Here is a 15464-nt window from a genome sequence, read left to right on the forward strand (position 1 = left end):
CCTTGGCGGCCTGGGTCTCGGCATTCAGTGCCCAGGCGCTGGCCGGGCTGAGCAGTAGCACAGCGAGCGCCCCTATTCCGATACGTGACGACATCAGAAACCGTATCTGGGTGGATACTCAGAAAGAGGCGGCCCCTTTCCCAGCCACTCTTGAGCTTGGGCTTCTGCTTCTTCGATTTCCTCTTCAGTCAGCCTTTCTCTATTCCTGGACATAATATTTCTTGACGCTCTGTCACCAGTTTCTTGATGAATAGAGAACAATATCGCCCATCCTTTAACTCGATCCTCTTCAGGAGGACAGAAGTCTTCTCCTCGCTCCTCAGGGTTAAGTAGACACCAGCCTATATTCCCTCTTGCGCTTTTGTGCCCCCCTTCCGACGCCTTGACAAGCCATGTCCAAGCTTCTTCATCACGCCCTTGCTGTCTCATGACCATAGCCAACCGATCCATTGCAGGGACATACCCTTGCTCGGCAGCATCTTGCAGCCAGCGCTCTGCGGTTCCGAGACGTTCTTCCTCGTCAGGGATATAGCTCTCATCCTCTTGAATAATTACACCCAGCACATATTGTGATACTGGGTCGTGAGTTTCTGCAGCACTTTTCAGCCAATCTACCGCTTCGGTATGTTCACCAAGGGCAAGGTACACATGAAATAGCGTACCCATCGCTTCGGCATCGCCGTCTTCGGCTTGGGGTAGGACGATGCTAAGTGCACTCTCAGCCCAATTGTCTCCTGCTTCAGGACATACGTCCCCGAGCTTGCATACATTGCCTGATTCGAGACGCAGCATGGCATAGGGATCGCCCTGCTGAGCGGCCATGTGATACCAGTCCAGCGCCTCACGCGTCATACCCATGTGACGCAGGCGGTGAGCCTCCCCTAGATAGTACATAATCTCAACGTCACCAGCTTCCGCTGCTTCTTCCAAATAGGGGATGGCTGAGGCACGCTTATGAATATTGTAAAGCCTCATACCCTCATCTTTCGCGGCTTGCTCACTTTCGTCAAGCAGAGCCCAGCTGGACGTCGGGAGCATTAGTAGTGCCAGGAGCACACCTGTTCCGACACGTGACATCATCAGAAGCCATATTTTTCTGGAAAGTTCGATAATGCCGGGTTATTAGAGGACCACTTTTCGACCAGCGGCTGAGCAGCCTCTCGCGCTTCTTCTCTCTGCTCATCCGTCAGCAGGTCATGCCTAAGCCTCATGGCCCGGCGAGAGTATTGGTCGTTAAGAACCTCTTGCATGGCTTCTAACACTGCCCAGCCCTTGATAGGATCTGGGGTAACAATACAGTCAACACTCAAACGCGGGTTAATATAACAGTTCGCTATGCCAAGCAACGCAGTCGTGGATCCTTTGTCTGCGGCTCTTTCCCCCCATTCCCAGGCTTCTTCAAACCTTTCTTGAGCTGATAGCACTGAGTTCAAGCCAAGCATAGCCGGAACATAGCCTTGTACCGCTGCCTGTCGAAACCATTCCTCCGCTAGTTGATGGCGTTCATCATTATCCGGGGTGAAGTTGCGGTCTTCATAGATAAGTGTGCCCAGCCAGTGCTGAGAGTGAGGGTTGCCTGCCTCCGCTGATTTTTCAAGCCAGGCGATGGCCTGCTGATGCTCACCAAGAGTACCATAAATATTAAACAATGCCCCCATGGCGTAAAGGTCACCTTCCTCAGCCTTTGGCAGCGTAATTTCCAGTGCAGCTTTTGCCCAGTTGTCGCCATTCTCGGGACAGACATCTGCTAGTGCACATACTTTACCCGACTCGAGGCGCAGCATGGCATAGGGATCGCCCTCTTGAGCGGCCAGGTGATACCAATCCAACGCCTCACGCGTCATACCCATGTGAGCGATACGATGCGACTCGCCAAGATAATACATGGCCTCGACATCACCTGCTTCGGCCGCAACTTCAAGCTTAGGAATAGCGTCAAGAAGATAGCCAAGGTTATAATCAATCATCCCTTCTTCTTTAGCGGTTTGCTCACTGTCGCCCAAGAGGGCCCATCCAGTTAATGGCACTAGTGTTAGGCAAATTCCCCACAGGGTCTTAATTTTTGACATAAAAACTTCCTGTTAAGACTTAATCAGCGTAAGTGAGAGCTCAGCTGCGCTGAGGACATTTTATAACTAGCGCGAGCATCTTGTGCTTGCTGGGCAATAAGACCTGTAGAGCCACTCAAACGCTTCATGAAATCATCTAGAGCATATATGCCATTCTGATAGTCCAATCCAGCAAAATTGGTGGTCCGCCGTCCATTGACGGTCATGCGAGCCACGGCCTTGGTGAACAATAGCTGGGCAGGGTGAGCCCCGCTTTCTGGCCAACGGCCGTACACATTACGCGTCATGCCATCCACGATCCATTCCAGACAATTGGCGATGGCGATCTGCTGGTAATCGAGAGCCTGGTCTGCGCTGAATGTGGGGCTGTCGTTCCCATCCCCACCATCCCCACTTAAGCTAACCATGGTCTGACGGTCGGCAATCGCGTCCATCGAGAAGCCTTGTGGTGTACTGCTCAGCAAGAAGAGCAGCGATCCCAAGGCTTCTGGCGTGAGTTGTTGTACCCATCGGATACGCTGATTCTCCTGCTCGCGACTTAGCGGGCGTGTCAGGGCAAGGGCAATCGGCCCGGCCCGTTCCGAGCGACTGAGCTCGTGGCGCAGGCTCCGGAACCACTCTCGCCCTTGGGCCAGCAGCAGCCCAGTGTTCAATAGCGTCAGGGTCAGGACATAGCCCAAGTTGCTGAATTCCTCGAAGGCTTCTTCGTCCAGCCAGTCGAGGTGTTCGTAGCCGTTGGCTACCAAGTCACGATGCAGCATGGTGAGCCACAGATCCAGATGGCGGTTATCGAGCTCCATGCCCACACTGCCACTCGCACCGGGGCCGAAGAATAGCGCTGCCTTGGCACGCAGCACGAACTTGCCGTTGTGGATGCCAAGCTGGTAGTCGAGTTCGAAGCCTTTGCCCTTGCCGCTTTCGAGGCTGCCCTTGACCATGCCCAGGCTGCGCCACTCCTGCAGTTGACTCAGCTGGTTGCGCCGGGTGAAGGCGTCCATTGCCTGGTGCATCGGTGCGCGCATCGCAATGTCCTCTGGCGGCTCCCAGCGCAGCTCGCAGCGGCTCTCCAACCCTCCGCGCACCCCGGCGAAAGCCTTGAGGTTGGCACCGACTCCCAATCGCGATACGCGGTCTTCACTCTCTACACTCAGGTCACGGTTGATCGACAGGCCGACCTTGCCGCTGAGAGCCAGGCTGGCCCCGGCGAACCCTTTGGCCACCGTTTCCAGGCGTAAGGCGTAGCGGCCCAGGCTGCGCTCCTCGTTGTCGCGAGCCGGTAATCTCACCGAGACGCGTGGGGCCTCATCGGCCTTGGGGAGTTCCAGCACACCCAGGCTCACCTCGCCACGTGCCAGATGATAGGTGCCTTTGAAATCCCACTCCTGTCGCAGCGGTTCCTCGCTGCTACCAGCGTTGACTTCCAACTGGTGAGTTTCCAGTTCGCTTTCGAGCGGTTCGGCCAGTCGCAGCGGGCCGGAAAATTCCACGGAGATTCCGTCCTTCAACTCCCCTTGGGTCATTCCCACCAATCGCAGCATCTGCGCTTGGGCGCTGGCGTCGAACAGCCGCAGGGTGTCCTTGGCCGGCCCGGTAAACAGGATCCGCTCCAGCGTCTCGCCCCAGCGCGTGCGGGTCGCGTCGTCCGCCAGGCTGGCGATTTCGTATCCTTGGGCGTCCAGGTCGGCAAAGAAACGCTCGGGCTGAAACAGCCCCAGTTCGTCGTCGTGCCACTCACCACGCCAGTCGATGGGTTGGCAACCTTTGAGGCTCAGCCAATGGCTAAGGGCTTGCTCGGGAGCCTCCCATAACGTTTCCGGCAGTACCCCGTCGACTACCAACAATGGAGCCACGGCGTTGCGTTCAGCGGTGGCCATACGGTCCATCAGCACATGCAGGCTGACATGGCTCAAGGAGCGCTCGCCTCCCGCCGCGCTGCATTCACGCAGCGGCCAGTCGTTACGCACCAGCACATCCAGTTGACGTTTCTCATAGCCGAACGCATTGCGCTCGTCCGCCAAGTCGGCCTGCCAGAACAGGACGCGGTGCGGACGCATGGCTTCCATCGCACGCTTGGCCTGCTCGTGCAGGGCATCGAGTTCTTCGGTCATGCTCTGGTAGCGGTCGCGCTCGTCGCTGAACAGGAACAGAGGCAAAGCGGTATGGCCGCCGGTGCTGGCCTGCCACTCCTGAAGCTTGGTTTCCACCTCGGCGAGCAGCTCGGCTTGTTCACGCAGCACGTCGTTGTAGCGGTCGAAGCCACTGATACCGTCCCTCACCGTGGGAGCGGCTGGAGAGGGAGCGGCCAGGGCGTATTCCGGTGTGGCGAAGCCCAATGCGGCGAGGTCGAGTATGCTTTCCAGGTAGTTGCCATACAGGGTGCCGCTGCGAAGCTGTTCCATGGTGAACATGTCGGCCAACTGGCACTCGGCACTGGCAGCATTCGGCGTTTGCGTTTCGCAGCGCTGGATGAAGCCTTGATACTCGACCAAGGCTTCCTGCAAGGTACGCAGCGGCGCCATTTCGGCTTCATCCGCACTGGGCGGCACCGCCCGTGAACGCCGAACGGCGTCACGTCTCGCCTGGCGATAACGCTCCAGAGCTTGCTGGATCTCCTCTTCCCAGGGCCCATAAAACCTGTCGCCAGCAATTTCATAGCCAGCACTTCGGGCGATGCGCTTCCCTTCCTGATAGAGCCGTTGCTGCTCCTGCGCGATGGCTGCCATCTCATAGCCGCCGGTCATCCGCTGCCCCATTGGGGCCCCCGGATCCAGAGAGCGGACCTGAACGTCTTCCAGTTGCCGGCTGAGTCGCTGGTACTTCTCACGGTCTGCCTCACTGAGAAAGCTGATCGGTGAAGCGGGCAGGAAGCACTCCATGATCCCGGCGTTCTCGGACAAGGTGGCGTTGCGCTGGTCCGGATCCTCGAGGCTGGCCCACTGATGAAGCTCATGGGCCGCCTCGTGCAGAAGCTCGGCGGCGTCTTCGGTCAGCAGCCAGAAGCGGCCGGTTCCGACCAGATAGAGGATATCCACCCACTCCGACGCCTGGCATACGTGCTGGCTCTCGCCGACAATGGAACCGCCTGCGGTCGTCGCGGGCATGAATGGTGGCCATTCGGTGGTGTTGTCCTGAGTCATGCGGACGCCTCCAGTGCGTCGACTTTCTTCCAGGCCGGCATGGCCGCTTGAAGGATCTCCGTGGTGGTCGCCTGGGCCCACCAGCCCGTCTCGGGATTCGGCTCATGCTGCACTCTAGGCAGCAAACGCTGGAGATGATGGGCCTGGTGGATACCCGCGGTCTCGAGCCGCCCGAGCCGCTCCAGCCACGCCGGTGGCAGCTCCTGCAGTGGCATGTCGGTTGCCGCGCTCAGCCACCAGGCGCGGGGACTCTCCTTGAGGGCTTGTTCCAGCTCATGGGTCAGCGGCGGTGCCATGGTCTCGCTCGCGTCCTCGCCAACTTCATCGACCTGCTGCCACGCCTGCCAGTGCAGCAGCGGCGTTGGCGTGACGACCTGCCCCAGCGGCCCGATGAGCTGGGCGTAGGCGGTGTCGCTGCCGGCGGCGAGCAGGGCCGTCCAGGCGGTGGGGTCCTGCACGTTGACCAGCGACTGGCCGCCGTGGGGGTCGTCGAGCACGAACAGCTGGCGCAGGTGATCGGCCAGGTCGTCGAGGCGGGTGTCATGCGCGGGCTGGAAGGCCCAGCCAATGCGCTGCTCTTGGCACAACGCGGCGGCGGCCTGCCAGGCCTGGCTGCCTATGCTGAGTTCGACCAGCCAGGGGCTGGCTTCGATGAGCGGCGCCAGTGTCGTGCCGGCGAACAGCGTCAGGTAGTCGCGCCAGCCGGGCTGGCCCACGAGGGCGGCGCAGCGCTCTGGGGCACGGCGCTGGTCGAGCACCAGATAGGCGGGACGATGAGCGGCGAAGCCGCTTGCCAGGGTGTCGACTCGCTGGCTGCGCTCGTCGATTCGACTCAACCAGCCAGGCATGGGCAATCCCCCCGACTGCAGGTGGTCTCGCTCAGCTTGCCGCACAGCGGCATAAGCGTGGCCTCGGAGAGCTGGTAGTCCTTGAGCTTGGGCAGCACGGTGGGCGGTATCGCCTCATGCACCTCCGGCACTGCCCGGCCCGGCAGCAGCGGCGCTTCCACCGCCTGGCCCGAACCGGAGCCGGGGCTGCCGCCGGCGTTGACTTTCACCGTGGGCCCGACCAGGGTCACGCCGCCGCCGTCGAGCTTGAGGAAGCTACCGCCGGCGTTGAGCGTCATTTCGCTGCCGGCTTCCAGTACCACCTTGTGGCCGGCCTTGACGTGCAGTTCGCGGCCGCATTCGCTGAGCCAGGCCTGGCCGGCCTTGACGTGCAGCGTGCCCTGCACCGTGAGGTGCTGATTGCCGTCGGTCTGCTCATGGCAGTTGCCGCGTACGGTGTGGTGCTCGTCAGCGTCGATCTCGCCGATACGGTCGTGATGCACGGTGAGGAAGCTGTCGTGGCCGATCTCCTCGGTGCGGTCGTTGTTGGTCAGCAGCTCCAGATCCTTCTGGGCGTGCAGCCAGATCTGCTCTTCGCCGGCCTGGTCTTCGAAGCGAAGTTCGTTGAAGCCTTCGCCCTGGTGACTCTGGGTGCGAAGGACGGTGCGGGTCTTGTGCGCCGGCAGCGCGTAGGGCGGTGTATTCACCGCGTGGTAGGTGCGCCCGGTGATCAGCGGCTGATCGGGGTCGCCCTCCAGGTAGCTGACGACCACCTCGTGACCGATCCGCGGAATGGCGATGCTGCCATAGCCGCCGCCGGCCCAGCCCTGGGAGACGCGCACCCAAGCGCTGGGCGCTCTTCCAGCGGCTTCGCCTTCAGCCCCGGCGGTATTGGGTTCGGCGTAGCGGTCCCAGGGGAACTGCACCTTGACCCGGCCATGCTCGTCGCAGTGGATCTTCTCGCCCTCGGGGCCGACGACGAAGGCGATCTGCGGCCCGTCGACGCGGGGCTTGGGATTGGGCTTGGGGCGCCAGGCGCGGTCGGCGGGGGTGAGGATCAGTTCGTTGTCGAACTTGGTCATGTGCCCTAGCCCTGCCGCATCACCCTGGGTGATGCCGTCCTCCTCCAAGGCCTGGGGCTGGCTGCCATGGTGGGTGACCTTCACCACCTGCCAGTCGACGTTGAGCTCGTCGAGGTCGTGGTCGGTGAGGGTGAAGCGGGTGCCCGGAGCGAGCTCGGGCAGGTCGCTTTCGGCGGCGCAGGTCAGGGCGTCGCTTCTCAGGTGTTCGAGGCGAATACGGGTGAAGGCCTGGCCGGAGGCGTCGGCCTTGTAGCGGCCGGGGTAGTCGTAGTGTTCGTAGTCGTCTCGCTGCGCGTGTTCTTCCAGGCCGTCCGCGGCATGTTCATGCAACTGGGCGTAGGCGGGGTTCTTGAACGAATAGTCCTTGAGCGTGACCGAGGCCGGGGCGACCCGGGCGAGCTGCTGGAGCTTGCGCACGTGGCGCTTGGGCGGGGTGCCGCCGGCCCGGCCGTGGTAGGTACGCTCACCCAGGTGGGCCAGCGCCTGGGGCGCGTCGGCGAACACCAGGCGGTGGGCGGCGCTGGGTGTCTCGCCGCCCGACTCGAAGCCTATCTCGAAGAACTCGTGAAAGTAGAACAGCCCCTCCTCGGCGGCCAGGCGCTCGACGAAGGCGAGATCCGTTTCCCGGTACTGGGTGAGGTACTCCCTCTCCTGCGGTTCCCGGGTGGCGGCGAAGGCGATATCGGTGAGGCTGCGCTCGTCGCACAGGGTATTGATGACCATGAGCGGCGAGACCTGCTGGAAGATGCGCGAGTTGTGGCGCAGGCCGAGGCGCCACAGCGCCGGGCGGGCGACCAGCGAGTACATGGTGCGGCGGTGGCCGCGGTCGCCGCGACCGAACTCGCTGACGATGGCGTTGACCCGGCGCAGCACCTCGCCGTCCTGCCAGATCGTCAGGGTTACCGGGCGGTCGAGAATGTCAATCGCGGTGAGGCTGCCGTCGCGGCTGGCGAAGCGCAGCGTGAGGGTGAAGGGCTCTGAGAGCGCCTCCTCCAGGGTGAAGTCGATGACCGCCAGGTCGGCCGAGTCAGCCCCGGCAAGCTGCAGGGTGAATTGCAATCCAGTTGCGTCGGCCATGTGAGGTTCCTTCTGGTCACCCGGGTGAAAGGCAAGTGAGAAATACGCAAGGTTACGCAAGCGAAGCGAGGGAGCAAGGCGCAACGTGCACGAAGCGTTTTTAGCTGACGCAAGATGTCGGCAATGTCTTACAAAACCTGGTCATATCGACTTACTCTTTCCCTATCTATCGTGCTGAGGTTGGCACTCCTCTATACTCGGCCCATGGCTTACATTCCTTAACAAGCTTTCGGCGCGCCTGATGACGCATCGCCCTGCCCCACATGGTTTCAAGCCTGGCCGACGCCGATTCCTCTTCGGCCTGGGCGGGTTGCTGCTGACCACGGGGCTGGGGCTATCCCCCACGGCGCTCGAGGCGCGAATCAACCGTGGGCGGCTGCGCGAGAGCATGCAGCGCCTGTATGGCAGTTCGGGCCTCGCCATTCTCGAGGAGTGGTTTGCGCTGCTCGACCGGCTGCAAGGCAGCGACCTCGACACCCAACTGCGCGAAGTCAACGACTTCTTCAACCGCCGCGTGCGCTGGCTCGAGGACACCCAGATCTGGGGAGCCGAGGACTACTGGGCCACGCCGCTGGAAACCATGGGCAAGCGCCAGGGCGACTGCGAGGACTATTCGATCGCCAAGTACGTGACGCTCAAGGAGCTCGGCATCCCCGGCGCGAAGCTGCGCATGATCTACGTCCGCGCCCGTATCGGCCGCAGCCAGATCAGTCAGGCCCATATGGTGTTGGGCTACTACGAGACGCCATCGGCGGTGCCATTGGTACTCGACAACCTGATCCCTTCCATTACGCCTGCCACCCAGCGCACCGATCTCGACCCCGTCTTCAGCTTCAACAGCGAAGGCCTGTGGGCCGGCAGTTCCAGCCAGTCGCGCGCGGATCCGGTGGCACGCCTGTCGCGCTGGCGCAGTGTGATCGAGCGCATGCAGCAGCAGGGATTCATCTGATGACAAAGCCACACAACAAGAAAAGATCGACGCAACGGAACGAATCAGGGCGTTCATTCCCAGGGGGAACGAAGACATGTCATTGATCAAGCAGCTCTGGCTGACCATAACGACACTGCTGCTGCTGGCCTTCGTGGGCAGCCTGCTCATCGGCGTGACGAGCAGCCGTCATTACATCGAGCAGGAGATCGAGATCAAGAACAACGACAACGCCAATGCCCTGGCCTTGTCGATGAGCCAGATGGAGAAAGACCCCGTCATCCTGGAGTTGCTGCTGGCCGCCCAGTTCGACACCGGGCACTACCGGCGCATCGAGCTGCGCGACGCCGAGGGAGAGATCATCGAGCAGCGCACCGCCGGCGAATATGTCGACGACGTGCCGGCCTGGTTCGTCAAGCTGGTACGCTTCGACGTGCCAGCGGGCCATGCGGTCGTACAGGATGGCTGGCAGCAGTACGGCACCCTGGAGCTAGAGAGCCAGCACAGCTTCGCCTATCGCTCGCTATGGCTCAGCACCCTGGAGCTGGCCGGCTGGTTCGCCGTTGCCGGTGCCATCAGTCTGCTGCTGGCAAGCTGGATCGTGAACACCATTCGTCGGCCGCTGCGCAACGTGGTCAACCAGGCCCAGGCCATTGGTCAGCGCCGCTTCACGATGGCAAGTGAGCCACGTACGCGAGAGCTGCGCGAGGTGGTGCAGGCCATGAACCAGCTCTCTTACGCCGTACGCCAGATGCTCGGCGAAGAGAGCGACAAGCTCGACCAGCTCCGGCGCCGCATGCAGCATGACCCGGTCACCGATACGCTCACCCGCGCGCCCTTCCTGGCCCAACTGCAGGCACATCTCAAGAGCGAGAAGGACGATGCCAGCGGCACCCTGGCGATGGTGCGCGTCGCCCGCCTGGCCGAACTCAACCAGCAGCTCGGCCATGCAGCCACCGATGCCCTGCTCGCCCAACTGGCACGTCGTCTCGAGCAAGTCGCCAAGACCCATGGCCTCGGCACGGTCGGCCGGCTGAACGGCAGCGACTTCGGCGTTATCCTGCCACGTCACCACGATCTCGAAGCGATCGGAATGGCGCTGCAGCAGCAACTGGAAGCGCTGAGTGGCGAACAGGCCAGCGCTTCCCTGCCCTCTGCCCTGCGTCAATACAGCCAGGGCGAAAGCCAGGCCGAGCTCTTGGCCAGCCTCGACGGTGCGCTGGCTGCCGCCGAAGGTCGCGGCGAGAACCATCAGGAGATCGTCGACCAGCCCGCCAGCAGTGTGCTCTTCACGCGTCATGACGACTGGCGTCAGGCCCTTGGCGACGCCCTCCAGCAGGGAGTCTTCCTGGCCCACTATCCTGTGCTCGATGCGCGGGGCCAGTTGGTTCACTACGAAGTCCCGTCACGGCTGCGCCTGAAGGGGGAGTGGCGCCCCGCAGGAGTCTTCTTGCCCTGGGTATCGCGCCTGGCGATGGCACCGACCCTCGACCTGGCCGTCGTCTCGGCGGCGCTGACGGATGTCGAATCCAGCGGCAAGGCGGTGGCGATCAACCTGTCGGCCGAGTCGCTCAACGATGGCCACTTCGTTGGCGAGCTGCTCTCTCGCATCGGTGCCCACCGGAGCATTGCCGACAAGCTGTGGTTCGAGCTGCCGCAATCCGTTGCCATACAGCAGCCACAGGCGCTGAAGACCCTCTGCCATGCCCTGCTTGGATTGGGCTGCCGAGTCGGCCTGGAACATGTCGGCACCCAGTTCGGCAAGATCGAAGGGCTACAGGACCTGGGCCTGAGCTTCATGAAGATGGACGGCGCCTTGAGCCAGGAGATCGAGAGCCGTAGCGATCAGCAGAGCCTGCTGAGAGGTATGGCCACGCTGGCTCACTCGCTTGGCATCATGGCCATTGCGGAAGGCGTGGAGAGCCAGGAAGCCGCGAGCATGCTGTTCGAGCTGGGGCTGGATGGCGTGACGGGACCAGGCGTGCGCCATCACGAGGGTAGCGGCGGGAGCGGTGCATGACAGCCGCTCGAAGTGACGAGGCCGGCAAAAGCCGGCCTCGTGGCCTTCTGGAGGTTAGATGATGTCGTCGTCGATGTCCGCCATCAGCCCCACACTGTTCCGACGCTTGCGCAGCGACTGGCGCTCCAACAGCTTCTGCTGAGCCGGCTCTGGAAGATCGGTGAAACTGATCACCCCTTTGTCCATCAAGACGTTGATCACATCTTCGAGAACCCGCACGAAGGCCAGATCGGACTTCGACAGCGCCAGGTTATCGGCATCGCCATCCTCGGCGACGAAACTCTGCAGCTCGGGCGAGCAAGGCGGCACGAATTCACGGCACTCTGCCGTCGCCTCACGGCTCACCTGAACGACCTGCCCTGATTCGTTGCGCTTTATGTACATGGCTCTGCCCTTGAACGTTCCTTACGTAGAGTAACAAACGCCCTGCCCGGTGTCTCCAGGCAGGGCGATGGCGTCGGCTCGACGCCGGCTTACGGGTCGATGTGGAGTTGGCCGCTTTCCAACATCTCCTGGAGGAAGTCCGCCGAGCTGGCCCCTTCCATGTTGACGTTCTCCAGCACGATCACTTGAGTGGCATTGCTGCCATCGGCGCTGATACCGCCCTCGTGACTGATGTAGAGCACGGTGTCGGTACCTTCCTGCGCGGCAAGGATGAAATTGTCGATACTGTCGGTGCTTCCACTCTGCAGTAGATCCACCAGGTCCAGCACGTCTTCACCGAGCCCGAAGTCCTTGATCGTATCGGTAGCCGGCACGCCCTCCTCACCTTGGTCGCCCAGCTGCCATTGGAAGACATCGTCCCCTTCGCCGCCGATCAAGGTGTCATGACCGGCCCCGCCCGCCAGGGTGTCGTCCCCCTCGGTGCCATGCACCACGTCATCACCGTCGGTGCCGGTGATCTCATAAGTGCCGTCTTCGGTGGTCTTGACGAAAACCGTGAACGCCGCGGATGCCAGATCCCCATCTGCATCCGAGCCGGCCAGCTCGAAGTCGAGCTGGTAATCGTCTGGGTAGATCTGGGTCACGTAGCTGGTTGAGACGCCATCGATCTTGAAGCTGTTGTTACCCGCCGGGCGCAGTTCCAGGTAATCGATGTTGTGCGATGGATCGATGTCGAAGAGGAACTCCCCATCGGATGTCGCGAGAGTCGCGGTGTAGATCGTCGAGCTTCCATCCACGTCGTAAACCGTCAACTTGGCCTGGTCACCCGCCTTGGTGCCTCCCGTGCCGGATACGCTGAAGACGAAAGAGGCGATACCGATCGCTCCTGCATCCTCCATGGGGCGGACGTCGAACCTCAGCATGTCGTTCTTGTTGCCTTGAACCACATTGGAATGTACGCCCAGATCCGTTGAGGACAGGCTGACATTCTCTCGGCTGCCGTTACTGAAAGCTTCGACCGCTAGCGCGAACTTGCCATCGAAGAGATCTGCCGAGAACAAGTAGGCGAGCTTGCCCTCCTCCTGGTAGAAGCCGCTTGGATCGAAGGCACTCAACATGCTCTCTATTTCCGTCTCGACGACAGGCGCAGGAGATACCAGTTCGAAGCTGTAGGTCCCGTTCGTATGGAGCGTGAGATTGAAGAACGCGAGGGCTCCCGACTGTGCGGTATAGGTGATCGAAGTATCTGAAGAACCGGTAATGATCAGCTCGTAGCCTGCCGGCATGCCTGTCCAGATCAGCGAACCTTCACCGAAGCTGTCGAGGAAGCCCTGAGCATCCGGCCCCACGTCGAACTCATAAACTCCATCATACGTTCCGGCCACGTTCCCGATGGCCAGGTTCAGGCTGGTCAGGCTAGGTGTGTCGTCAATGATGTCGACCGTCAGCGTCGCCGATGCCGTGCTTCCGCCCACACCGGTCACACTGAGCGACACGCTGTCCGTCAGGGTTTCGTCGGTACTACTGGTCGGCACCCCATGCATCTGGGCTTCACCAAGGGCGTAGACATAGCTGACGGTGCCGGCACTGGCTGTGCCGCTGAAACCGGTCAGGTACAGTGTGCCCATGACGGTGGAAATCGCTAACGATGGCGTGGCCTCGCTGAAGCCCTGCAACTGAGCCAGGGTAAAGCTCTGACCGCCCACCGTGACGCTGGCGATGCCGTCGGTGGCTGCAACATGGAAGCTACCGCTAGCGCTCTCACGGGTATCGGACTCAGAGGTCAGGCCGGCTTCGTGAACGGTGCTGTCGGCGCCGCTGGCATTGACGATCACCTGGGCACTGTCGTCCGCGCCCAGGATGGACAGGCTCAGGGTGGCGCTGGAGGTGTCGCCATCGGCATCGGTAATGGTGTAGCCGAGGCTGAAATTCAGCAGCTCATCGGCGCCCAGCGCCTGCACGGCGGCCAGGTTGTTGTCGAGTGTGAAGCTCCAGCTGCCGTCGGGGTTCAACACTAGGCTGCCGTACTGGCCGAGCTCGGCCAGTTGTTCAGCGCTGACATCCCAGGTCAATGAGCCGAAACCGTCTGCGCCTAGGGTGTCGTTGGCGAGAACGCTGCCGCTGAGTACGTTGCCGGCAGCGTCTTCGGCCACGGTACCGCCGTGGTCGTCGGCAGCCTGGGGCACGTCGTCGACGATGTCGATGACCAGACTGTCACTGGCGGTGCTGCCATCGCTGTCGGTGACGACCAGGCTGAAGCTGTCGCTGGTCGCGTCGCCGTCGGTGGCGCCGTCCAGGGTGTAGGTCCAGCTGTAGCTGCCGTCAGTGAGCGTGACGACCAGGGTGCCGTGCGTACCCGCGACCGTGCCGCCATTGGTGACGTTGACGCCTTTGATGAAGAGCGATTGTAGCCCGTCGTTGCCGGTGTCAATGGCAAGGGTGCCGCTGGTGGCGTGCGAGCCGTCGCCCGCGCTGCCGCTCGGCAGGCCGGCTTCGGCGACGCTGCTACTGTCGGCATTGACGGCGATCACCGGTATGGAGTCGGGCGCGACCGTGACGGTCAGGGTGGCGCTGGACGTGTCGCCATCGGCATCAGTAATCGCGTAGTCGATCACCGCCTCGCCCTCGAAGCCCGGCGCCGGAGTGAAGGTGACCTCCCCGTTGGCCTGGAAGCTCAGCGTGCCCTGGCTGGGATTGCGCAGGCTCGCCGAGGTCAGCCTCATGCCATCGGCGCCCGCACTGTCGTTACCCACCACATTGACGATGACGGCGGTGTCTTCATCGGTGCTAGCACTATCGTCAGCCGCCTGCGGAGCGTCGTCGACGAAGGTAAGCTGGAGCGTACCCGTGGCGCTGCCGCTACTGCTCGACACGGTGTAGACCAGGCTGGCAAGTGCATCGTCCATGCCCATACCGTGCAACAAGTTGTTCACTTGGATGATAGTGAACGCGCCCGTTGCAGGGTCGAGCTCGACGGTAAACACCGTGACCCCACGCGCCTCTGAAATCGCCTGGAGTGTGTTGGTAGCGGCATTCCAATTGAACAGCAGTGTCTCGCCGCCCAGTTGGAGTTGCGCACCGTTCATGCCGGCAAAGGTCACGCTGCCATCACTGCCAGAGCCAAAGGAAGCCGGCAGAACACCGCTGGCAACCGAACTGCTACCGCCCAGCGTTTCGACATCATGCAGCGTCGCTTCGATACTCCCCGCCGTTGGCGGGGTACCGGCAGGCGCTTGAGGTTCCTCCACTTCCTCGGCTTCCTCCGCCACGAAAGCGCCTCCCTGCTCTTCCGACGGCCTGCCCAGTGCATTCAAGCCGAAGTTGTATGCCAGGGGATCGACATTCTCGACGATACGGGCCAAGCGTACGAAACTATGGCCTCCATCGGCCCCACCACCAGGGCCGGCTCCTGCGGCGGTGGCATCGAGCACGTCAAGCAGATCCGCCGAGTCGTCATCCAGCGCCGAGAGCAGCGCTTCGAGGTCCTCGTCGAGGGCAGCGAACTCGCTCGCATCGGCAGGCTGGTCGGCACCAAGCTCTTGTGTCAAGACTACCTGCTCGCCACCTTCAATCAGGGTGGGGGCGAAGCTATCGCCAAAGTCGAGCTGCACACCCCCTCCATTGGATGTGATGACAGTTTCGCCTTCCTGCAGCGCGTCTCCGACATGTAGCTCGCGCAGATTGCCCGAGGCATCACGTGCCCAGGCCTGACCGGAGAGAGAGATAACGGTTGCAATAGACATGAGGGATCACCCCGCAAAATGAAAAAACTGTTTACGAGGCTCGCCACGGCCAAACGGTCCATGCCTGGAGGGCGTGCTTAAGATGAAGTATGGGCCAAGGCTTACAGCGCGATATTGGACCGTAGTACAGTGTGAGAGAAAAAGTTGAGGCCGATCAAGAGTTAGTGTGAGTGGTTATCAATAAAAAATGCCCGGCC

The 15464-nt window shown here is 61.8% G+C and carries 9 protein-coding genes; 2 read left to right on the forward strand and 7 right to left on the reverse strand.

Features of this window, described 5'->3' with window-relative positions:
* Positions 1–93: 93 nt before the first annotated feature.
* The 5 genes from I4484_RS11990 to tssI form a co-directional block, all read right to left on the reverse strand.
* Positions 94–975 carry a tetratricopeptide repeat protein gene (locus I4484_RS11990; protein WP_234283470.1) on the reverse strand — a complete coding sequence of 294 codons (882 nt, stop codon included), beginning with the start codon at positions 973–975 and terminating at the stop codon, positions 94–96.
* A gap of 104 nt (positions 976–1079) precedes the next feature.
* Positions 1080–2069 carry a tetratricopeptide repeat protein gene (locus I4484_RS11995; RefSeq protein WP_197447522.1) on the reverse strand — a complete coding sequence of 330 codons (990 nt, stop codon included), beginning with the start codon at positions 2067–2069 and terminating at the stop codon, positions 1080–1082.
* 23 nt (positions 2070–2092) lie between these two features.
* Positions 2093–5206 (reverse strand): hypothetical protein, encoded by a 3114-nt coding sequence (locus I4484_RS12000; RefSeq protein ID WP_197447523.1) that lies wholly within the window; start codon positions 5204–5206, stop codon positions 2093–2095.
* Positions 5203–6054: a DUF4123 domain-containing protein gene (locus I4484_RS12005; RefSeq protein WP_197447524.1), complete on the reverse strand. Its 852-nt coding sequence runs from the start codon at positions 6052–6054 to the stop codon at positions 5203–5205. Before I4484_RS12005 ends, I4484_RS12000 begins: the two co-directional genes overlap by 4 nt.
* On the reverse strand, positions 6039–8192 hold the full coding sequence (tssI, locus tag I4484_RS12010) for a type VI secretion system tip protein TssI/VgrG (protein WP_197447525.1): 2154 nt from the start codon (positions 8190–8192) through the stop codon (positions 6039–6041). The genes I4484_RS12005 and tssI overlap by 16 nt, the downstream gene beginning before the upstream one ends.
* Before the next feature lie 241 nt (positions 8193–8433).
* On the opposite strand from tssI, the gene I4484_RS12015 reads away from it, so the two are divergent.
* On the forward strand, positions 8434–9141 hold the full coding sequence (locus tag I4484_RS12015; RefSeq protein WP_197447526.1) for a transglutaminase-like cysteine peptidase: 708 nt from the start codon (positions 8434–8436) through the stop codon (positions 9139–9141).
* Positions 9142–9217: 76 nt separating this feature from the next.
* Entirely contained in the window at positions 9218–11140 is a 1923-nt protein-coding gene (locus I4484_RS12020; RefSeq protein ID WP_197447527.1) for an EAL domain-containing protein, read from the forward strand.
* 54 nt (positions 11141–11194) lie between these two features.
* Here the strand turns inward: I4484_RS12020 and I4484_RS12025 are convergent, their stop codons facing one another.
* Positions 11195–11485: a tryptophan synthase subunit beta like protein gene (locus I4484_RS12025; protein ID WP_330932854.1), complete on the reverse strand. Its 291-nt coding sequence runs from the start codon at positions 11483–11485 to the stop codon at positions 11195–11197.
* Positions 11486–11613: 128 nt separating this feature from the next.
* Positions 11614–15267 (reverse strand): retention module-containing protein, encoded by a 3654-nt coding sequence (locus I4484_RS20985; RefSeq protein WP_197447529.1) that lies wholly within the window; start codon positions 15265–15267, stop codon positions 11614–11616.
* Positions 15268–15464 lie beyond the last annotated feature (197 nt).

Origin of the sequence: Halomonas sp. SS10-MC5 (genome assembly GCF_015992245.1) — a bacterium.
Lineage (GTDB): Bacteria > Pseudomonadota > Gammaproteobacteria > Pseudomonadales > Halomonadaceae > Halomonas > Halomonas sulfidoxydans.

Bases quoted from the DNA above. Each gene is read 5' to 3' on its own strand.
- I4484_RS11990 (WP_234283470.1), bottom strand. From the start codon at position 975: ATGAGGCTTTACAATATTCATAAGCGTGCCTCAGCCATCCCCTATTTG.
- I4484_RS11995 (WP_197447522.1), bottom strand. From the start codon at position 2,069: ATGTCAAAAATTAAGACCCTGTGGGGAATTTGCCTAACACTAGTGCCA.
- I4484_RS12000 (WP_197447523.1), bottom strand. From the start codon at position 5,206: ATGACTCAGGACAACACCACCGAATGGCCACCATTCATGCCCGCGACG.
- I4484_RS12005 (WP_197447524.1), bottom strand. From the start codon at position 6,054: ATGCCTGGCTGGTTGAGTCGAATCGACGAGCGCAGCCAGCGAGTCGAC.
- tssI (WP_197447525.1), bottom strand. From the start codon at position 8,192: ATGGCCGACGCAACTGGATTGCAATTCACCCTGCAGCTTGCCGGGGCT.
- I4484_RS12015 (WP_197447526.1), top strand. From the start codon at position 8,434: ATGACGCATCGCCCTGCCCCACATGGTTTCAAGCCTGGCCGACGCCGA.
- I4484_RS12020 (WP_197447527.1), top strand. From the start codon at position 9,218: ATGTCATTGATCAAGCAGCTCTGGCTGACCATAACGACACTGCTGCTG.
- I4484_RS20985 (WP_197447529.1), bottom strand. From the start codon at position 15,267: ATGTCTATTGCAACCGTTATCTCTCTCTCCGGTCAGGCCTGGGCACGT.